The organism is Brevundimonas sp. SH203, assembly GCF_002157625.1.
GTDB lineage: Bacteria > Pseudomonadota > Alphaproteobacteria > Caulobacterales > Caulobacteraceae > Brevundimonas.
Genome location: NZ_BDMM01000003.1, coordinates 76,228 through 96,481, shown reverse-complemented (window position 1 = coordinate 96,481; position 20,254 = coordinate 76,228). Strand labels below are relative to the sequence as shown.

Sequence of the window (20,254 nt, the reverse complement as noted above, 5' to 3'; positions counted from 1 at the left end):
GTCAGACGCCCTGGCGCACGGGCAGGGCGGTGGTGCGTTTCATTTCCGACAGGGCGACGGTCGAGCTGATGTCGATGACGCCGGGCAGTTTCAGGATCTTTCGGAAGATGAAGTCCTGATACCATTTTATGTCGGGGGCGATGACCTTGATCATCGCGTCCCGTTCGCCCAGCACGGAATAGCATTCGACGATCTCGGGAATGGCGGCGATCTCGCGGATGAACCGTTCCCGCTCGTTCTCGGCGAGGTTGTTCATCTTCAGCTGCGCGAAGATGTGCATCTGGAAGCCCATCCGCTCCGGGTCCAGAATGGCGACCTGGGCCTTGATATAGCCCTCCTCGCGCAGGCGCTGGATACGCCGCCAGCACGGCGATTGCGACAGGCCGACGCGCTCGGCCAGCTCCGAGGTCGAGATCGAGCAATCGACCTGGAGTTGTTGCAGGATGCGAACGTCGATGGCGTCCAGGCCCGTGGACATCGTCTAGTCTCCAACTCGGCGATATTCGGCATTAGCTATTCAATCTTTGGAAACGGCAAGCCCTGAAACGCAAAGAACCGTCCCTGCCGCAGCGCTAACAATGCAGGCATCAGGGACGGGCGGCTTCGGTCGCGGCGGGACAGGCTTTGCGACACATGAATATCCGATCCCCAGGCCCAGAACGTCGGGAGCCGAGACCTTGAGCCGCGAGCGTGCAGCCAGGGCTGCGATCTACGACATCCAGGATTTCGCCGCCTTCGGACGATCCCTCTACCGCCACATGCCCCTGCCGCCCGGGGCCTCCATCCTGTTCGAAAGCACGGTGGCGGAGCCGGAGGCCCTTTTGGCCCGCGTCGTCGGCGACGCCTTCGCCAATGGCGTGACCGATCGGTTCGAGAGCGTGTTCGGTCGCGGCAATCCCCATCTGCTGGCGGCGCTGGCCGACCGCTATGGCTTGGACGAACAGGGCGTCGTGCCGACGACCGGGGCCTGCAACGGCGTCGCCCAGGTGCTGGCCGCCCTTGTCGCGCCGGGCGACCACGTTCTGGTCGAGACGCCCGGTTTCGACGTTCTGGGCGAGCTGGCGCGATTGGCGGGGGCGGATGTCGAGGCGCTGCCGCGCCGAGGCGTTCATTTCGACATCGATCCTGAGGAACTGCGCGACAAGCTGAGACCGAACACGCGGCTGGTGATGATCACCAATCTGCACAATCCGTCCGGGCGTCATCTGGATGCGGAAGCGCTGAAGGCCCTGGCCGCCGTGGCGGCGACCGTCGGCGCCCATGTGCTGGTCGACGAGGTCTATGCCGACTTCGCCGCCGACAGAGGCGATCCGCCCGCCACGCGGCTCGCGCCCAATCTGATCAGCGTCAACAGTCTGACGAAGGTGTTCGGCCTGTTTTCGTTACGATGCGGCTGGATCGTGACGACGCGGGCGACGGCGAGGCGCATCGCCGGCGTCAATGCGGCGCGCGAGTTCGGCGTGTCCAAGCTGACCCACGCCATAGGCGCCCTGGTTCTGGAAAAGCCGGAGCCGTTCGAGGCGCACTGGCGACAGGTTCTGCAGGCCAGCCGGCCGGTGGTCGCACGTCACATGGCGGCCATGCAGGCCGATGATCTGATCGAGGGCGACCTGCCGGATTACGGCTGCATCGCCTTCCCGCGCATCGTCGGTCACGCCGATACGCGCCGACTGGCCGAAACCCTGTGGCGCGATCATGAGATCGTCACGGCGCCGGGGGAGTTCTTCGGCCGGCCGGGGCATATGCGGCTGGGCTTCGGCATCCCACCCGCGACGATCGACAGTGGGCTGTCCCGGCTGCATCAGGCGCTGTTCGATCTGCGCCGGGACGCCGCGCCTTCCATCTCCAGATTCGCGTCCCCGCATTGAGGAAACGCCCATGCGCCACTGGCTGACCCTGTTCGCCGTCGCCGCCGCCTGTTTCGGCGCCGCGCCCGCTCTGGCGGAAAGCCAGCGTTACGCCGTGGTCTCCAATGGCGAAAAGGTCGGATGGCTGGTCGTCGATCAGACGGCTTCGACCGTCGATGTCGACTATCATGTCGATGACAACGGGCGCGGCCCCAAACACCGGGAACATCTGGTCCTCGGCGCGGACGGCGTGCCGGACCTGTGGACCATAGACGGCGTGTCCCTGTTCGGCGGTCGGGTCGAGGAGCGTTTCGAACGCGCGGGCGGCGTGGCGCGCTGGCGCAGTCAGGCGGACGGCGGAGAGCGGGCCGCGGCGGACCCGGTGCTTTACGTCGCCAATGACGACAGCCCCTGGAGTCTGGCGCTCTACGCCAACATCCTGAAGGCCAGGCCGGGGCAGAGCCTGGACGTCATCCCCGGCGGACGCTTGTCGCTCAGCGTCGTCCGCAGCCAGACGTTCGGGCCCCGGAACACGCCCGTCGTCATCTATCGCCTGACCGGCCTTCAGCTTCAGCCGGGCTATGTGATGCTGGACGAGGCCGGGCGGATGGTCGCGGAATTCTCGGGCGCGTCGGTGACGGTGCGCGAGGGGCTGGAGGCGACCGCGCCGGAACTCATGCAGATGACGGCGGCGCTGGAGAACGAGCGCCTCCATGCGCTTCAGGCCCAGTTGGCGCATAGCTTCGATGCGCCCGTCCGCATCCGAAACGTCCGCATCTTCCAGCCGCAGACGGGAACGCTGTCGCCCCTGTCGTCGGTGTCGGTCTTCGGCGAGCGGATCACCGCCGTCGTGCCCGAACCGGACCTGCCGACCGAGGCCGGCGATTACGTGATCGACGGTCAGGGCGGAACGCTGGTCCCCGGTCTGCACGACATGCATTCGCACTCCAGCCAGCAGACCGGCCTTTTCTACCTCGGCGCGGGCGTGACGTCGGTGCGGGACATGGGCAACGGCAACGCCTTTCTGCTGAACCTGACGCGCGACATCGATCAAGGGCTGGTGGCCGGTCCTCGCATTACGAGAAACGGGATGCTGGAGGGCCGCAGTCCCTATTCGGTGAGGACCGGCCGGGTGGCCGACACGCTGGATCAGGCGCTGGAGGATGTTCGCTGGTACGGCCAGCGCGGCTATCGTCAGATCAAGATCTACAACTCCCTGCACCCCGACTGGGTCGCGCCGGTGGCGCAGGAAGCCCATCGTCTGGGCATGGGCGTGACGGGCCACGTCCCGGCCTTCGTCACGCCGGATCAGGCCATCGCGGCCGGATATGACGAGATCGCGCACGTCAACCAGCTGATGCTGGGCTGGCTGCTCAAGCCCGGCGAGGATTCCCGCACCACCCTGCGTCTGACGGGCATGGCGCGCGCGGCGGATCTGGACCTGGGCAGCCTGCCGGTTCGGCGCACCGTCGCACTGATGCAACAGAAGGGCGTGGCCCTGGACACGACCGTCGTGGCGCTGGAGGTTCTGATGCTGAGCCGCGCCGGCGAAATCCCGCCTTCGGCGACGGCCTATGTCGATCACATGCCCATCGGCTATCAGAGATACCGGCGCCGGTCCTTCGTCGACATCGACAGCCCCGCGGTCGATCAGACCTACAAGGCGGCGTTCCAGAAGATTCTCGACACGGTGAAGCTGCTGCACGACGCGGGCATACAGTTGTTGCCGGGGACGGACGCGGGCACCGGCTTCACCGTGCATCGCGAGCTGGAGCTTTACGTCAAGGCGGGCCTGACGCCGGCCGAGGCGCTGAACCTGGGCACGTTGAAGGCGGAACAGTATCTGGGCCGGGACCAGTCGCTGGGCAGCATCGAACGCGGCAAGCTGGCGGACTTCTTCCTGATCCCCGGCGATCCGACCCAGGACATCAACGCCATCCGCGCGATCCGAATGGTGATGAAGGGCGGCGTGGTCTATTTCCCGAGCGAGATTCACCAGGCGCTCGGCGTCAGGCCCTTCGCCGATCCGGTCGTCATCCAGCCGCCCAGGGTGCGGGAAGACGCCTCGGAGGGCGTGGCGGGCGAAGCCTTCCTGTTCGGCCAGGGGATGGACGACGACCATGATCACTGAGCGGACGCTTCCGGGACGCGCGACATGGTTCGCGGGCGCCTTGTCGGCCCTGACGATGGCGGCTGTGGGGGGCGTCTCGACGCCGGTTCGGGCGGACCCGCCGGTCGCGGTCGCCGCGCCCGTAACGACAGAACATGAAATCACCATTCGGGGGCGACGGATCGCCTATACGGCGACGGCGGGGGCGACTCTGCTGCGTAACGACCGCGATGCGCCGATCGCCTCGATCTACAGCTTCGCCTACGTCAAGACGGGCGGGGATCGCGACCGGCCGGTGCTGTTCGTGTTCAACGGCGGGCCGGGGTCGTCCTCGCTGTGGCTGCATATGGGCGTCGTGGGGCCGCGCCGCGTGCGGCTGGACCGGGAGGTGAACCCCGGCAGCGTCCCGCCCTTCGGTCTGGTCGACAATCCCGACAGTCTGCTGGACGTCGCCGATCTGGTCTTCATCGACCCCGTCGGCACAGGCTTCAGTCGCATCGTCGGCGAGGGCAGGCCCGAGGACTTCTATGGCGTGGACGAGGACGCGGAAAGCGTGGCCCGGTTCATCGAACTGTGGCTGACGCGGAACGGCCGGTGGAACGCGCCGAAATACCTGATGGGCGAAAGCTATGGCAGCGCCCGGGCGGCGCTTCTGCCGCGCGCCCTGATGGGCGGCCCGACCTATGGCGGGGTCATGCGGGGCGTCACGGTGAATGGCGTCATCCTGTTGGGTTCAAGCCTGAACGGGCCGGGAACGGCGGGGCCGGGACCGTCCCGTGAGGCGGCGTTGAACCTGCCCGCCATGGCCGCGACAGCCTGGGTTCAGCATCGGATCGACCGTCGGGGGCTGACGATCCGGGCTTTTGATGAAGAGGTGACGCGCTTTGCGACGACCGACTATCTCCAGGCGCTGGACAAGGCGGCCGCCGGGACGTTGGGCGAGGCGGAGCGGGCGGCGATGGCGGCGCGGCTGTCGGCCTATACCGGCCTGCCGGTCCAGGCTTGGCTGCCGGGGCTGGTCCTGTCGCCCAGGGCCTTCTCGCAGCAACTGCTGGCGGATCTGGGCCTGACGGTCGGCCTGTACGACGGCCGCTACACCCTGCCGTCGGCGCATGACGGCGGCGAGCCGGTCGCCGACGATCCGGCCATGGGACGCTATGTCCCCGGCTTCGTCGCCGCCTTCCACAAGATGCTAGGCGAGGACCTGAACGTCCATGAGGACCGGCCCTATGGCGCCATCGTCTGGCGTGATCTGCTCCCCGGCTGGAACTGGAAACGCACCGGCGTTCCCGAAGGCCAGTCCTTCGCCGGCGATCTGGCGACCGCCATGCGCCGCAACGGCGATCTGCGGGTTCTCGTGGCCAGCGGCTATTACGACATGGTGACGACCCCGGCCGCGGCGCAGGACGCCCTGGCCAAGGCGGGCGTGCCGACGGATCGGCTGACGCTGAAGACCTATGAATCCGGCCATATGCTCTATCTCGGCGATACGGCGGCGGCCTTTTCGGACGATGTGCGCGCCTTGATCCGGGGCGGTCGTCGATGAGGGGCGCAGCGGCCCTGATCCTCGCCGCCTTCGTCCTGGCGGGGCCGGTCCTGGCGCAGGCGCCCGCGACGGAGGCGGCGCCGTCCGTTTCCGCCGCGATCCCCGTTCGCCGCGCGATCACCCGCCACGTCGGACGGTTCAACGGTCAGGCCGTGACCTATAGCGCCACGGTCGCCGACAACCTCGTGCCGGGACCGGATGGACGACCCGGCGCCTCGGTCGTCACTATCGCCTATACCCGCGACGATGTCGCGGACCCGACGAGACGGCCCGTCATCTTCGCCTTCAACGGCGGGCCCGGCGCCTCGTCCTCGCCCCTGCATCTGTCGGCCCTGGGGCCGGTTCGCAAGGCGCCGTCGGGGCAGGGCGGACTGGTCGAAAATCCCTACAGTCCGCTGGATGCGGCGGACATCGTCTTCATCGATCCGGTCGGCACCGGCTTCAGTCGCGCCCTGCCGGGCGTGGACGACAAATATTGGTACAGCGGCGAAACCGACGCCCGGGCGGTGCAGACCGCCATCCTGAACTGGCTGAAGACGAACGGACGCGAAGCCTCGCCCCGCTATCTGATGGGCGAGAGCTATGGCACGATCCGCGCCGCTCTGATCGCTGCGGACACCCGGACCCTGACCTTCGACGGGGTGCTGCTGGTCGCCCTGGCCGCGCCTGTGGCCGGGCTGGAAATGCCCTATGTCGTCAGTCTGCCGACCATGGCGGCGGGCGCCTGGCGTCACGGGCGGATCGACGCGGCGGGACGCACCGTCGATCAAGTCTATCAGGAGGCGCTGGCCTTCGCCCGTACCGACTATGTCGCGGCCCTGATCCAGGGCGCGAGCCTGCCCGAGGCCGACCGCCGCAGCATCGCTGAGCGGATGTCGGCCCTGATCGGCCTGCCGGTCGAACTGATCCTGAGGGAGAACCTGCGGATTTCCAGCAATGCGTGGATGTTCAACCTGCTGAAAGACCAGGGGCTCCGCACCGGCATGCTGGACGTGCGCGTGACCGCGCCGCTGGAGCCCGGCGCCCTGGGCGCGCTGGACGATCCGTCGCTGGGCGTCGCGCCCAAGAGCAAGGCGGGCGAGCCGGCCCCGACCCCCGCCAGCATCGGCCCGATCGTCAATACGGTTCTGGGCGACTACATCCGCCATGATCTCGGCTTCGCGACGACGGACCCCTATTACAGCCTCAACTTCCTGGTGAACGCCGCCTGGAGCCACGGAGATTCGCCGCAGGCCATGGAGGGGCTGGCCAGGGCGATGCAGGCGCGACCCGCCATGAAGCTGTTTTGGGCGGCCGGCTATTTCGACCTGACGACCCCCGCCTACGCCGGGCGCTATGTCCTGGATCAGGTCGGCGTTCCGGCCGACCAACTGACCGTCGCCTATTTCGCCGGCCCGCACGGCGTCTATGACGGCGAAGACAACCTGCGACGCTTCGACGACGCCGTCCGCACCTTCGCCGTGACGCCGTCGCCTTAGGCGGGCGTAACCTTCACGCCTGCCCTGCAATGTGTCAGCCAGGTGACACGTGGGGTTGAATATTGGCTCTCGTTTCAGCCGCGCGATTTTCAAGATCATTCAACGCTTGTCGTTCGGCGAAGGGGCGTGTCACCTTTCGGTCATGGGGGTATCGGACGAGAGGGCGTTGTGGCTTGCGGGCAAGGTGATGCCGCATGAGCCGGCCGTGCGCGCCTGGTTGCGGCGCGGGGCGGAGAGCGCCGATGTCGACGACATCGTGCAGGACGCCTATGCGCGGCTGGTGACGCTGCCGGACGTCAGCGGCATAACCAATGTGCGCGCCTATTTCTTTCGCACGGCGCGTTCGGCGGCTGTCGATCGGTTGAGGCGTCAGAGCGTGGTGACGATCGATGCGGTCGCCGACCTCGACAGGCTGCAAGTTCCGCAGGATGCGGTCACGCCGGAAGACGAGGTCGTCGGGCGCAATGAACTGCGTCTGCTGGCGCAGATGATCGCGACCTTGCCGGAGAAGACCCGTCGCATCTTCGTCCTCAGCCGCATCTCCGGCCTGTCGCAGAAGGAGATCGCGAAACAGACCGGAACGCCGGAAAGCACCGTCGAAAAACACATCGCCAAGGCGTTCGGTCTGTTGATGGCCGCCTATGCCGATGGAGGATATGATGCTCCGCGTGCGTCAAGGGTGCGTGACGCACGTAGCAGGCGAAGGGTTCATGGCCGAGACGGACACGGCTGAGGCGATAGACCGGCAGGCCGCCGCATGGGCGGCGCGGCTGGATCGCGCGCCGTTCACCGAGGCCGAGCAGCGGGCGCTGGACGCCTGGACCGCCGAAGATCCGCGTCATCTGGGCGCCTATGCCAAGGCCCGCGCCGTCGCCCTGCACAGCCGAAGAGCGGCCGCCCTGACCGCCGCGCCGAAGAGCGATGCGCCACGGCCGTCGCGCCGCCTTCTGCTCGCGGCCAGCCTCGGCGCCGCATCCCTGGGCGGTGTCGGGTTCGCGGCGGCCTATCTGAGGCGGTCGCGGCGGATCGAGACCGCGCGAGGCGAGGTCCGAAGCGTGACGCTGGACGACGGCAGCATCGTCAGCCTGAACACGCTGTCTCGCATCGACGTGCGCTTCAACAGCGATGTGCGGGAGGTGGTTCTGTCGTTCGGGGAGGCGCTGATCGACGTGGCGACGCGACGTGATCGGCCGTTCCTGATCCGGGCGGCGAACGCGACCATGACGACGCAGGGCGGCGCCTTTCTGGTGAAGCGGCTGGAGGCGTCGCCGTTGCAGGTGACGACGTTGAAGGGCGCGCTGCAACTGGTGTCGGACCAGGACCGGGTCATTCCGCTGACTGCGAACCAGACGCTCGTCCTCGGCGACGAAGCGATGGCCGGATCGTCGTCGGCGCCGACCCTGATCGAAGCCGGCCGGGCGGACAGTCTGTTGGCCTGGCGCGACGGCAAGCTGGCGTTTCACGACGACACCCTGAACGTCGCGGCCGCCCAGTTCTCACGCTTTCGCGGCGCGCCCATCCAGTTCGGCGGGGCGAAGGTCGCCCAGTTGCGCATCACCGGCCTGTTCGAGGCCAACGACCCGGCGGGCTTTGCGCGGGCGGTGGCCCACAGTCTGAATTTGCGCGCCGAGATCGGCCCGAAAAGAATTCTGTTAAGCCAGGCCTGAAAATCACGGTCGGCGTGGAGGAAATCCGCGCGATCCTTCGTCTTTGCCTTAGCCCGGCGTGTCTGGGGAACATAGGCTGACGGATCGGGGGATCTCATGGTGTCGTGGAAGAAGCGCCTGGCGGCAGGCGCGGCGGGGGCGGTGCTGGTTCTGGCGGCGCATGGCGCCCAGGCCCAGGTCAAACAGTTCGAGGTGCCTGCTCAGCCCTTTTCGCAGGCCATTCCCGAGCTGGCGCGTCAGGCGGGGGTGACGATCTCGGCGCCGACCGCGCATCTGGCCGGACGCAGCGGTCCTGCGGTCAGCGGCTTCATGGATGTCGAGGATGCGCTGAGCGCCCTTCTCGCCGACACCGATCTGTATGTCGCGTCCCACGAGGGCCTGACCATCGTCCTGCAACGCCGGGCCGACGGAGACACCCGCGCCGCTGAGGTGCAGGAGGTCGTGGTCGTCGGCAGCCGCATCGCCGGCGCGCGGCTGAACGAGGCCCTGCCTGTCACCGTGGTCGATCAGGCCGATCTGGACGCCATCGGTGCGGCCGACGGGGACGACCTTTATCGCGCCATCGCCCAGATCGGCGACGTGGGCTTCAACGAGGCGGATTCCGACAATGGCGGCATCAACAATGCGCGCGGCGACGTCGCCTCGATCGACCTGCGCTCCATCGGGACCGGCAACACCCTGGTCCTGCTGAACGGCCGGCGACTGGTGCCGCACCCCGGCACCCAGGTCGAGAGCTTCGTGCCGGTCCAGACGGTCAACACCAACGCCATACCGACCTTCGGCCTGCGTCGGGTCGAGGTCCTGGCCGATGGGGCGGCGGCGCTGTACGGCACGGACGCCGTCGCGGGCGTGGTCAACAATGTGCTGCGCGACAACTTCGAAGGCTTCACCGCCCAGGCCGCCATGGGCCAGGACGAGGGCGGGATGGAGGAATATTCCTTCGACTTCCAGGCCGGCAAGGATTTCAACAACGGCAAGACCAATGTGTCGGTCATGGGCGGTTATCTGACCCGCGATCCGCTCTACATCTGGGAGCGCGACTATGCGACGGTCGCCGGCCGGGTGGCGCGCTTCGACGGCCGGGCCACGGGGTTGGACTACGGCACCTACAGCACCATCACCGCCTGGGCCGAGGGCGTTCGCCTGAACCCCACGACCTATCAGCCCGCCGGCGCCGTCACCCGCGTCAACGGTCAGACCCTGACCTCCGCCACCGGCACGACCAATGGCGTCTTCCACGTCCAGCCCAGCACCAATTCGGGCTGTCTGGCCAACGGCTTCGTCGCCGGGACCTGTTTCGACAATTCCAGCCTGGCCACGACGGGCGAAGACGTCAATCTCCGCTACGATCTGGACACGATGCGGACGATCACCTCGGCGGTGGATCGGGCCAACCTGTTCACCTTCGTCAATCATGAGTTCGACAACGGCGTCGAGTTCTTCGGCGAGCTTGGCTACTACTGGGGCAAGACCTGGTCGCAGCGTCAGCAGGACACGCCGCTGGACACCCAGCGGGTGCTGATGTCGCCCACCGCCTACTGGAACCCGCTGGGCGCGGTCGGGGTGACGGCGCGTCTGCCGGGCCTGACGACCGGCACGGGGACGACGGCCTTCCCCAGCACCGGCGCGGCCGTGCAGGTTCAGGACTTCCGCTTCTCGGACCTGGGCTATCGCACCATCGACGTGGATAACGTCACCACCCGGTATCTGGGCGGTCTGCGCGGACAATGGCGCGGCTTCGACTGGGAAAGCGCGGTCCTGTACAGCAAGGCCGAAACCACCGACAAGATGGACGGGGTCAGCATGACGGGGCTGCAGGCCGCGATCAATCTGACCACCCGCGCCGCCTACAATCCCTTCGTCGGCGGCGATCTGAACAGCCCCAAGGACGGCGCCTTCGGCCTGAATGACCAGGCGACGATCGACACCATGCTGGTCAAGGTCTATCGCAAGGCCGAGACCGAATTGATGCTTTGGGACTTCAAGGTCTCCAAGGGCGACTTCTACGCTGTGCCCGCCGGCCATATCGGCGTCGCGGCCGGTCTGGAGGCCCGTCGGGAGACCTTTTCGGAGGATCGCGATCCTCGTCTGGACGGCACGACGACCTTCACCGACCTGGGCGGCCAGGTGTCCCAGAGCGACGTCATGGGCGTGTCCTATACGCCGGACAGCCACGGCGCGCGCAACGTCTATTCGGCCTTTGTCGAACTGGCCGTGCCGGTGGTCTCGCCCGAGATGAACGTGCCGTTCGTGCGGTCCTTCGATGTGCAACTGGCCGGTCGGGTGGAGAACTATTCGCTGTTCGGCACGGTCGGGGCGCCCAAGGTGGCCGTGGCCTATCGCCCGAACGGCTGGCTGATGTTCCGTGGAGCCTGGTCGCAAGGGTTCCGCGCGCCGAACCTTCTGCAGCTTCATCAGTCTGACTTCGAGCGTTCGAACTCGCGGCGCGACTATGCGGCCTGCGCGGTGCAACTGGCCATAAAGGCCATCCCGACGCTGACTACGAACAACGAATACTGCACCAGCGAGGATCGGATCGAGAGCCGGTCGGGCAACAAGAACCTCAAGGCGGAGGACTCCGAGAACCTGAGCGTCGGCCTGGTGCTGGAGCCGCAGCTCTGGTCCGACAAATACGGCGATCTGACCTTCACCGTCGACTACTGGAAGATCCGGCAGGAGAATCTGGTCGGCATCTTCGGCGGCACGAACCAGCTGATCATGGACTATTATCTGCGCCAGATCGGCGGCACCCATCCCAACGTCATCCGCGCCGCGCCCGACGCCCAGCAGATCGCCGACGGGGCGGCGGCGGGCCTGGCGCCGGTCGGCAAGCTGCTGTCGATCAAGGACGAATATATGAACCTCCAGCCGCGAGAGTCGGAGGGGCTGGACTTCAGGCTGTATTACAGCCTTCGCGATACGCCGTTGGGCGACTGGCGCCTCAGCCTCAACGCCAGCCAGAAGCTGAAACTCTATCAGGAGGCCAGCGACCAGCATCAGGTCCTGCTGGACGCCCTGGCGGCCGGCACGATCGCGGGCGTGAATATCGGCGGGGTCGAGGATCTGGTTCGCCGCAACGGCCGCCCGGAGTGGAAGGTCACGGCCTCCCTGACCTGGAACATGGGGCGCTGGACCTCGGGCTGGTATTCCAGCTACGTCTCCGAATTCTACGACACCAGCGCGACCTATGTGAATTCCGACCAGTATTGGGTCGTGGACGAGTGGCTGACCCACAATCTCTACGTCCAGTATCAACTGCCCCGCAGCGGCCCGTTCGGCGGCACGCGCATTCGCGTCGGCGCGCGCAACATCTTCAACGAAGATCCGCCGCTGACCGACGACCGTTTCGGCTTCTCGGGCAGCGTCCACTCCAACCGCGGCCGCTGGTGGTACGCCAGCATCCGCAAGTCCTTCTAATCGGGTCGCGATGCAGGAGAAGAGAGCGATGAAACGCACGCTTTCCGCCGCTATCGCTGCGGCTCTGATGGGGGCGGCGAGCCCGGTCTGGGCGATGCAGGCCGCAGCCGTCGCACCCGCATCCGCATCCGCCCCGGCTGCGGCCGAGCGGGTGACGTTCCGCAGCATGGACGCGCCGCGCACCGAACTGGTGGGCTATCTGTTCAGGCCCGCCGCCCCGTCGCCTGCGGGCGCGCCAGCGGTCGTGCTGATGCACGGGCGGGGCGGGGTCTATTCGTCCCTGGCGAACGGCGTCTATGAGGCGTCGACCCTGACGCGGCGGCTGAAGTTCTGGGCCGACTACTGGACCGATCGCGGCTACTACGCCCTGATCGTCGACAGTTTCGGGCCGCGCGGCTATCCCACCGGCTTCGCCGCCGGAACCTATGCGACCCGCCCGCCCGAGATCAACGAGGTCACGGTTCGCCCGCTGGACGCCTATGGGGCGATGCGGTTCCTGCGCGGGCTGGACGGGGTGGCGGACGACCGGATCGGCCTGATGGGCTTTTCGAATGGGGCCAGCGCGACCCTGGCCGCCATGGCCGACGACAAGCCGGGCGACATGGGGCGTCTGGGCTTTCGCGCCGGGATCGCCCTCTATCCCGGTTGCGGCCTGCAGAACCGCTTTCGCCAGGGCTACAAGACCTATGCGCCGGTGCAGGTCTTCATCGGCACGGCGGACGAGGAAGTCTCGCCCGAAAGCTGCCGGCGGCTGGTCGAACGGGCGCGGGCGGCGGGCGCGCCGGTCGAACTGACCGTTTACGAGGGTGCGGCCCACGGCTTCGACGATCCGAGCCGCAGTCGTCAGGCGGTCCCTGCGAACGCCGCCGCCACCCAAGATGTCCGCCAGCGGCTGGGCGCCTTCTTCGAGACGCAACTGGCCCCGCGCTGATCGCCTCTCCAGGACCAGAAAGAAGGGGCGAAGACCGCAGTCTTCGCCCCTTTTGTTTGCACGCTCAGCCGATCACCGCACCGTCGCCGGGCCATAGAGCAGGGCGTTGAACAGGAAGCGGACCGACGCCCGCGCCTGGGCGCGATTGACGACATCCGGTCCCAGAACGATGACGCGCCCCTGGCCCATCGGCGCATCGACCAGCGCGGCGGCGCCCGCCAGCTTCTCCGGCCCGATGGCCCAGCCGCTGGCGACGACGGTCGGGCTGGGATAACGGCCCGCGACCTGCGCCCCGTCGCGCACCCTGAAGGCGGCGTTCTCGTCGAAGAAGACGTCCAGCCGCTCCGGCGCGCCGAAAGCGACGGGATGGGTCCGGTCGACGTCCAGGGCCAGAAGGGCGCCCGGAATGAAGAGGTCGGTCGAGGGCAGGGGACGGGTGCGGCCGTCGATTGTGGTCGACAGCACGTCGTCGATCGGCGCGCCCAGCGCCATGGCCAGACGGTGGGCCGAACCGGCGGTGACGACGGTGCCGCCGGCGCGGGCGAAGGCGGCGATCTGGGGCAGGGTCCGCTCGGCGGTGATGTCGCCCAGCCAGGCGCGATAGGCTTCGGGAATGGCGTCCGGCGCGGGCTGGCGACGGCCGTTTCCGTTCGGGAAGTCGCTGGGCAGCAGGTCCGGGGCGAAGACCAGCACGTCGAAGTCGCGCTTCAGATCGCCCGCGTCCAGACGCTGCGGATAGACCACTTCGAACGGAAACTCGAACTGCTCCAGCAGCCAGCGCGTCCAGCCCGCCGACATGGAGCCGCCATAGCGGTCGACCAGGCCGACGCGGATCGGCTTCAGCGCGATGGCCTCGCCGGCCGGCCTGGCGGCGACCGCCTCGGCGTTCAGACCCAGATCGCTGACCGCCTGATCGACCAGGACGCGCGAGGCGTCGCTGGCCGGAATCCACAGGGCGCCGGGGTCCAGGGTTCGCCCGCCCGCCCGCGTCGGCTGGCGCAGCCAGAAGACCGGCTGCCCCGCTTTCAGCAGGCGGTTGGTCAGGATGAAGCCGTTGACCGGCGCATGGTCCACCACGAACCCGGCCTGACCACGGCCGCTCAGCCGCCCGGGCGGGGTGGCGATCAGGTCCGGCACGCGCTCCAGCGGCGCGGCGTAGGCGTCCAGGATACGGTCGAACCGGACCCCCATCTGCAGCGCGAGCGTATAGCCGGTGGCGTCATAGGGCAGGGCCGGCGGCCCGCCCGGATATTGCAGATCATGCGGGTGGTCCTGCGGCTCGAACATGTCCAGCACATGCGGGCGATAGGCCTGGTTGGTGCACACCACATAGGAGCCGGCCGGATAGGTCTTGCCGGCGATGGTGAAGGCGCGCGTGGCCCGATCCACATCCACCCCGGTCTTGATCAGACTGTTCAGGAAGGCGACCGCCGTGGGCAGATCGGCCTGATCCGCCGGGATCACATAGGCGCGGGGATCGCGCCGGGCCGGATCGCGCAGCACCGTGTCGTAGAGGGCGGGGTCGGCCGTTCGGCCCGACCGTTCGCCCGCCGCCGTCTCCAGCGCCTCGATCCGCGACGGCGTCACGCGCCAGGTGTCGGTCTCGCCCTTGGCGATCGCATTGGCGCCCATCCGCCAGATGTTGAACAGCAGCCGGTCGCGATTGCGCGAGGCGTAGTCCAGCACAGCCCGATTGATCGACAGGGAATAGTCGATGGACTGCCGGAACCGCCAGGTCTGCGGCGCGATGGGGGCCGGCAGGTCGTTGCGCGGCAACTGGTTGTCGGGAACCAGGGCGATGCGGCTGGGGGTGGGGTGGCCCGTGATCTCGGTCAACAGGCCGATGGCGTTGTGGAAATAGGTGATCGACCGTTCCATGCCGTTGTTCCAGGTGGAATAGGAGGCGCCGCTGCGCATCGTCGCGCCCGGCTTGCCTTCCTGGATCAGGCGGTTGTGCATGGCGGCGGCGACCTCGGACAATCCCGTCATCGCCATCGGGTCGTAGTTGTAGTTGAAGGGATCGCGGAAGGGCGGCATGAACACCACCGTTCCGGCTGGCGCGGTCTGGTGGTGGTTATAGACGATCTGGGGGAACCACTCCCGGAACAGCATCCGGTTGACGTTGGTCGTCTCCGTCATCGCCGACAGGTAATAGTCGCGGTTGTTGTCGTGCCCCACATAGGCCTGATAGAGGCGCGGCAGGCTGGCGAACTCGCGCTTTTCCGGGTCCGGGTTGCGCATGTACCAGTCCGACACCAGGTCCCAGCCGTCGGGATTGAGCGGCGCGAACAGGATGATGACGTCGTCCAGCACCCGCAGCGCCTCGGGGTCTTGGGCCGTCACCCACTCGTAAACGGCGGCGATCAGGGCCTGGGGCGGCACGGTCTCGGTGGCGTGAAGCCCGCCGTCGATCCAGACCACCGCCTTGCCTTCCGCCGCCAGCGCCCGCGCCTGGGCCTCGTCCACGCCCTCCGCCTTGGCCAGCCGCCGGGCGATGTCGCGATAATGGTCCAGCCGGGCGATATTGGCCGGCGACGAAACGACGGCGACATACTGGGTGCGGCCCTCGGTCGAACGGCCGATCTCCAGCAGCTTCATCCGGTCCGACTGGCCGGCGAGCGTATGCAGATACCGCTCGAACTGCTGATAGTTGATCAGCCGATAGTCGTCGCCCACCGCATGACCGAACGCCTGCTCGGGCGTGGTGATCGTCTGCGTCTGTGTTTGCGTCTGGGCCTGCGCCGCCGGCCCGCACAATGCCAGCACAAGCGCGGCAAGCGCCGCCGCTGGGTTCAGTCTCATGATCTACGCCCCCTGACTTTGCTCTTACGAACCAGACGCAAGGCCGGGCCAGTTTCCTCCATCGCGGCCTGCGCGCAAGGGCTGTCCGGTCCGACGCCGCCGGGCGCGACAGGCGGCCGCAGCTAGGGTTTCGGCGTCCGGTCGCGTTTCAGGAAGGCGTCGAACAGGTCTTCCCAGGCGGGCGGGCCGGACTGGCCGGGGTCGGTCAGGCCGTGGCCGCCCTTTTCGAAGACGTGCAGTTCGGTGGCGACGTTCTGTGCGCGCAGCGCCTGCCACAGCATCAGGCTGTTCTCGACCGGGACCACCCGGTCGTCGGCGGCCGAGGCGATGAAGACGGGCGGGCTGTCGGCGGGGACATGGCGTTCGATGGACCAGGCGTCGCGGGCGGCCTCGGTCGGATCGCTTCCCACCAGCGCGCGGGCCGACGGGCCGTGGGCGTAGGGCGGGGTCAGGGTCACGACCGGGAACATCAGTCCGGCGAAGTCGGGCCGGGCCGACAGGCGGTCGATGGTGTCGACGGGCGCATAGGCGTCTCTGTGGAACCGCGTGGTCAGCATTCCCGCCACATGGCCCCCGGCCGAGAAGCCCGCGACGGCGACGCGGTTGGGATCGAAGCCCAGTTCGGCCGCGCGCGAGCGGACGATGCGGATGGCGCGCTGGGCGTCCTGAAGGGCGACAGCGGGACCGGCGGCCCAGCCGTCGCCGGGCAGGCGGTAGTCCATGATGAAGACGGTGTAGCCCATCTCGGCCAGGCGCGCGTCGATGGCGCCGCCCGCCTTGCTGACCGCGACGCGCTGATAGCCGCCGCCGGGGATCATCAGGATGGCCGCCCCATTGGGCCGCGCCGGGCGACGCAGCATGATCCACGGATCGCGCACATGGACGAAGGCTGTGTCGTTGGGATCGCCGTTCGGATTGCGCAGGACGACCTGTTCCTGAACCGTCACCGCCTCGCCGCCCGGCGCGGCGCCGGGCCAAAGAGGACGGACCTCGAACGGCGCGGGGGGCGTCGTCGGCGGGGTCTGGGCATGGATTACGGAGGGGGCCACGGCGGGGGCGACCAGGGCCCCCGCGCCAAGCGCCAGCAGCGCGCGACGGGGCAGACGAGGCGTAGTCATCGACGCGATCCTTCCGTGGTGGTCTGGACGCCGCCGCGCACATTGCGCTGGGTGATCAGGCGCACGTCCTCCAGCACATTGCCCGGCGCCCCGTCGGTCGAGACGGCCAGGGCGATGGTGTTGTGGCCCCGCGCGTTCAATATCCCCTCGGGCAGGGTGAAGACCCGCTGCGGTCCGACGTTGGCGATGAACTGGCCCATGTGCCAGCCGTTGACGAAGATCAGGACGCGATAGGCCCGGTCAGAGCGCGACGTGTCGATGTCGCCGAACGCCAGGCCGATGGAGGCGTCCTGCCCTTGCGGCACGTTCAGGTCGAAGCCGGTGCGATACCAGGTCACGCCCGGCGGCAGCGGCTGACCCACCGTGGCGGCGCCCCAGCGCGTGTCGTCGAACTGCGGCAGGTGCCAGCCGTTCCGCTCGCCGAACAGACCGCCGTTGTTGGCGACGCCGCGCACGGCGTCGGTGAAGTCCTCTCCGCCCTGACGACCCTGAATCTTCCAGGCGACGGGGACCGAGAAGCCGGGGCCGGTGCGCGGCCCGACCGAAACCGAGACCAGGCCGCGCGCCTCCTTGTGGAAGTCGTTGGCGTCCAGATTCCAGTTGTGGCCGTTGTTTCTCACCATCACCGACAGGGCGTGCGGGCCCGGCGTGCGGGCGGCGGCGGGCAGGGGGAAGCGCGCCAGTCCGGTGGTGATCGGGCGCGGCATTCCGGTGGGCAGTTCGTCCTGACCGACCAGTTCGCCGTCCAGGAACAGCTGCAACATCCCCGCGCCGCCCGCGCCGTAGAACAGCTCGATCGTCTGGGCGTTCGGCCCGCCCTCGAACCGGCCGCGATACCAGACGTCCCCCTCGTGGAAGCCATAGGCGTCCATCAGCATATTCGGCTGGCCGTCGGGACGCAGGGTGTTGCTGGCGTAGGCGCGGTTGTCGATGGCCTGCCAGCCGCTGTCGTCGAAGTCCGGCTTGGCCTCGGGCGATCCGGGGGCTGCGCGCCAGTTCGTCAGGGCGGGCAGGGCGAAATCGGCGGGGCCGGGCAGGGCGGCGCGCGCCTCCAGCCCGCCCGACGCCGTGGCGCGCGTGGCCACCGTCGCGCCGTTCCAGCGCACCGACCGCACCGGCGCCGACGACCACAGCTCCAGCGGCGTTTCGGCGTTGGTGTCGCCGGTCAGAAGCAGCTGGCCGCGTTCTATGCGGGCGTGACGGACCAGGGCCGGGCCGCGCACCAGCACATCGCCCTGACGCCAGAAACGCGCGGCCTCCTTCTCCTCGCCGATCAGCAGAAGCAGGTCGGGACGACCGCCGCCGCTGATCTTCACCCGGGCCAGACCCTGATGGGCGTAGTCCAGCTTCAGGTCGCCGGTCGCCGGATCGAAGGCGGAACGGACCTGCCCCTCCAGCACCGTCACCGTCGGGGCCGAGGCGAAGCGCAGCACCGTCTGGCCCGGCTCGTCCTTGCGGCCGTACATCAGGACGACCGGCTGGCGCGCGGACGGCAGGACGGCCTGAACCTCTGACGTCGAATAGACCAGCCGCTGTCCCGCCAGGTTCACGCCGGCGACCAGCCATTTGGCGTCGAACCCGTTCAGCGTCATCGGCACGACATAGCGGCCGTCGGGCAGGCTGGCGGTGACGGTGAAGTCGTCGTGGCTCTGGCCGTTCGACGGCTTGTGCGTGACCAGCAGGAAGCGGGCGTCCGTCTCCGGGCTGCGGTTATGATAGACTTGGATGTTCGGCGACGAGATTTCGACCGGCCCGGCGGGGATCATCCCGGCCAGATCGGGAACCGACTCCAGCAGGCCCGCCAGCTGTTTCATCTCTTCGGCCTTGGGCCGCAGGTCGCGCGCCTCGGAGATGGCCGCGCCATAGTCGTAGCTGGTGAAGACCACCGGCGCCGCCAGCCAGCCCCAGCTGGTGCCGCCAAAGCCGACATAGATGCTCTGCAGCGAAATGCCGTTGGCCAGGTTCACGCCATAGAAGACGCGCTGGAACCGCTCGCCGCGCTGACGGGCGTTGCACTCGTAACCGCCGTTGGAGCCCCAGTAGTCGAACCAGCCGCCGCCGATCTCGGCCATGAAGCCAGGCGTCGAAGGCGAGGCCGAGGCCCCGCCCTTGGCTCCGCCGGGACCATAGAAGCCCCAGTCGGGCGCCGCCGCCCCGCGCGTGGTCTGGCCCCCGACCGTGCAGGTGCCGCCCGGATAGCCGTCGAAGGCGTAGAGATCGACCGGCCCGTGGACCACCTTGTCGACGGGCGAACTCTCGGGCGCCCAATAGCCGTTGCGGCCCTGGTCGTTGTGGAAGATCGGCACATTGATGCCGTCCGCCCGCGCCTTGGCGTACAGATGGTCCATGTAGCGCCGGTGGGCGGGCGTCGTGACCGCCAGCTCGTTCTCGATCTGATAGAGGATGACCGAACCCTGGTTGCCCCGGCCGTCGCCGTTGATCTGGTGCCGGGCGATGATGCCGTTGATGTGGGTCAGCCATTCGTCGGCGGCGGCCAGATAGTCCGGCGAGTCCGTCCGCGACGGCGCGCGCTGATTGACCAGCCAGCCGGGGAAGCCGCCGCGCGTCAGTTCGGCGTTGGCGTAGGGGCCGGGCCGGACGATGACATAGAGACCTTCCTCCTCTGACATCTTCAGCAACCGATCCAGGTCGCGAATGCCGGTGAAGTCGTAAACCCCCTGTTTGGGGCTATGGTAGCCCCAGTCGAAATAGAAGGCGACGGTGTTGAATCCGCTGGCCTTCATCTTCTGCAGCACGTCGCGCCACAGCTCGGGGCTGGGCAGGCGGAAGGGGTGCATCTCGCTGGACCAGATGACCAGGCGCTTGCCGTCGATCATCAGGGAGCGGGCGTCATAGGAGACGCGGCCGAAGGTCTGGGCGGGGGCGGTGAAGTCGGCGGTGGCGTGGGCCGTCTGGGCGACGGCGGCGGAAGCCTGAACCAGCGGGGCGGCGGCGACGGCGGCCGCGAGGAGAAGGGCGCGCATCAGGCTTGATGGAACATCAGTTGCAGCGGCCATTCGCACGGTTTGTCGCCCGGCTCGACCTCCATCAAGGGCGCCATGTGCGTCCACCACTTCCGCATCAGCGGATGGTTGGGCAGGACGTCCAGCGTGTGGTCGTCCGCGCGGCGCAGCACGGCGAACAGCGACAGGGTCTCTTCGTCCAGGAAGATCGAATAGTCGCTGACGCCGCTGGCGGTCAGCAGTTCGGCCAGTTCGGGCCAGATGGCGTCGTGACGCGCCTTGTATTCCTGGACCGCGCCGGGCTTCAGCTGCATGCGGAAGGCGTGAAGCGAGCTCATGATTCCTCCAGTTCCGATTATTCGGTATTCTGTTTCA

At 68.0% G+C, this 20,254-nt stretch carries 13 protein-coding genes; 8 read left to right on the top strand and 5 right to left on the bottom strand.

The window, feature by feature from the left end; translation table 11 throughout:
- Position 1: 1 nt before the first annotated feature.
- On the bottom strand, positions 2 to 478 hold the full coding sequence (locus tag SH203_RS07550; protein WP_087120271.1) for an Lrp/AsnC family transcriptional regulator: 477 nt from the start codon (positions 476 to 478) through the stop codon (positions 2 to 4).
- 199 nt (positions 479 to 677) lie between these two features.
- Here SH203_RS07550 and SH203_RS07545 point away from each other — a divergent pair, with 199 nt between their 5' ends.
- The 8 genes from SH203_RS07545 to SH203_RS07510 all read left to right on the top strand — a co-directional run bounded on the left by SH203_RS07545 (position 678) and on the right by SH203_RS07510 (position 12,996).
- Complete coding sequence (locus tag SH203_RS07545; protein ID WP_159457550.1) at positions 678 to 1,868, top strand: pyridoxal phosphate-dependent aminotransferase; 1,191 nt, start codon at positions 678 to 680, stop codon at positions 1,866 to 1,868.
- Between the two features lie 10 nt (positions 1,869 to 1,878).
- Positions 1,879 to 3,978 (top strand): amidohydrolase family protein, encoded by a 2,100-nt coding sequence (locus SH203_RS07540; RefSeq protein WP_087120269.1) that lies wholly within the window; start codon positions 1,879 to 1,881, stop codon positions 3,976 to 3,978.
- Positions 3,968 to 5,503, top strand: coding sequence for a S10 family peptidase (locus SH203_RS07535; RefSeq protein WP_087120268.1), 1,536 nt, complete (start codon positions 3,968 to 3,970; stop codon positions 5,501 to 5,503). The genes SH203_RS07540 and SH203_RS07535 overlap by 11 nt, the downstream gene beginning before the upstream one ends.
- Positions 5,500 to 6,981, top strand: coding sequence for a S10 family peptidase (locus SH203_RS07530; protein ID WP_087120267.1), 1,482 nt, complete (start codon positions 5,500 to 5,502; stop codon positions 6,979 to 6,981). Before SH203_RS07535 ends, SH203_RS07530 begins: the two co-directional genes overlap by 4 nt.
- 49 nt (positions 6,982 to 7,030) lie before the next feature.
- Entirely contained in the window at positions 7,031 to 7,714 is a 684-nt protein-coding gene (locus SH203_RS07525; protein WP_143275698.1) for an RNA polymerase sigma factor, read from the top strand.
- Positions 7,692 to 8,648 (top strand): FecR domain-containing protein, encoded by a 957-nt coding sequence (locus SH203_RS07520; RefSeq protein ID WP_159457549.1) that lies wholly within the window; start codon positions 7,692 to 7,694, stop codon positions 8,646 to 8,648. Before SH203_RS07525 ends, SH203_RS07520 begins: the two co-directional genes overlap by 23 nt.
- A 99-nt stretch (positions 8,649 to 8,747) precedes the next feature.
- A complete protein-coding gene (locus tag SH203_RS07515) occupies positions 8,748 to 12,065 on the top strand; it encodes a TonB-dependent receptor (protein ID WP_159457548.1) in 3,318 nt (1,105 codons plus the stop codon).
- 28 nt (positions 12,066 to 12,093) lie between these two features.
- Entirely contained in the window at positions 12,094 to 12,996 is a 903-nt protein-coding gene (locus SH203_RS07510; RefSeq protein ID WP_159457547.1) for a dienelactone hydrolase family protein, read from the top strand.
- A gap of 72 nt (positions 12,997 to 13,068) precedes the next feature.
- Here SH203_RS07510 and SH203_RS07505 read toward each other — a convergent pair whose 3' ends face one another.
- From SH203_RS07505 to SH203_RS07490, 4 genes are all read right to left on the bottom strand, one after another.
- Positions 13,069 to 15,798 (bottom strand): M14 metallopeptidase family protein, encoded by a 2,730-nt coding sequence (locus tag SH203_RS07505; protein WP_087120262.1) that lies wholly within the window; start codon positions 15,796 to 15,798, stop codon positions 13,069 to 13,071.
- Between the two features lie 122 nt (positions 15,799 to 15,920).
- Entirely contained in the window at positions 15,921 to 16,916 is a 996-nt protein-coding gene (locus SH203_RS07500; protein WP_087120261.1) for an alpha/beta hydrolase, read from the bottom strand.
- Positions 16,913 to 19,900 carry a beta-galactosidase gene (locus SH203_RS07495; RefSeq protein WP_087120260.1) on the bottom strand — a complete coding sequence of 996 codons (2,988 nt, stop codon included), beginning with the start codon at positions 19,898 to 19,900 and terminating at the stop codon, positions 16,913 to 16,915. The genes SH203_RS07500 and SH203_RS07495 overlap by 4 nt, the downstream gene beginning before the upstream one ends.
- The gene (locus tag SH203_RS07490) at positions 19,900 to 20,217 is read right to left on the bottom strand and encodes an L-rhamnose mutarotase (RefSeq protein WP_200808851.1); all 318 of its coding nucleotides are present in this window, start codon (positions 20,215 to 20,217) and stop codon (positions 19,900 to 19,902) included. The genes SH203_RS07495 and SH203_RS07490 overlap by 1 nt, the downstream gene beginning before the upstream one ends.
- Between the last annotated feature and the right edge of the window lie 37 nt (positions 20,218 to 20,254).

What these genes read in the sequence shown, in the direction of transcription:
- SH203_RS07550 (WP_087120271.1), bottom strand. Translation starts at nt 478, where the DNA reads ATGTCCACGGGCCTGGACGCCATCGACGTTCGCATCCTGCAACAACTC.
- SH203_RS07540 (WP_087120269.1), top strand. Translation starts at nt 1,879, where the DNA reads ATGCGCCACTGGCTGACCCTGTTCGCCGTCGCCGCCGCCTGTTTCGGC.
- SH203_RS07535 (WP_087120268.1), top strand. Translation starts at nt 3,968, where the DNA reads ATGATCACTGAGCGGACGCTTCCGGGACGCGCGACATGGTTCGCGGGC.
- SH203_RS07530 (WP_087120267.1), top strand. Translation starts at nt 5,500, where the DNA reads ATGAGGGGCGCAGCGGCCCTGATCCTCGCCGCCTTCGTCCTGGCGGGG.
- SH203_RS07520 (WP_159457549.1), top strand. Translation starts at nt 7,692, where the DNA reads ATGGCCGAGACGGACACGGCTGAGGCGATAGACCGGCAGGCCGCCGCA.
- SH203_RS07510 (WP_159457547.1), top strand. Translation starts at nt 12,094, where the DNA reads ATGAAACGCACGCTTTCCGCCGCTATCGCTGCGGCTCTGATGGGGGCG.
- SH203_RS07505 (WP_087120262.1), bottom strand. Translation starts at nt 15,798, where the DNA reads ATGAGACTGAACCCAGCGGCGGCGCTTGCCGCGCTTGTGCTGGCATTG.
- SH203_RS07500 (WP_087120261.1), bottom strand. Translation starts at nt 16,916, where the DNA reads ATGACTACGCCTCGTCTGCCCCGTCGCGCGCTGCTGGCGCTTGGCGCG.
- SH203_RS07495 (WP_087120260.1), bottom strand. Translation starts at nt 19,900, where the DNA reads ATGCGCGCCCTTCTCCTCGCGGCCGCCGTCGCCGCCGCCCCGCTGGTT.
- SH203_RS07490 (WP_200808851.1), bottom strand. Translation starts at nt 20,217, where the DNA reads ATGAGCTCGCTTCACGCCTTCCGCATGCAGCTGAAGCCCGGCGCGGTC.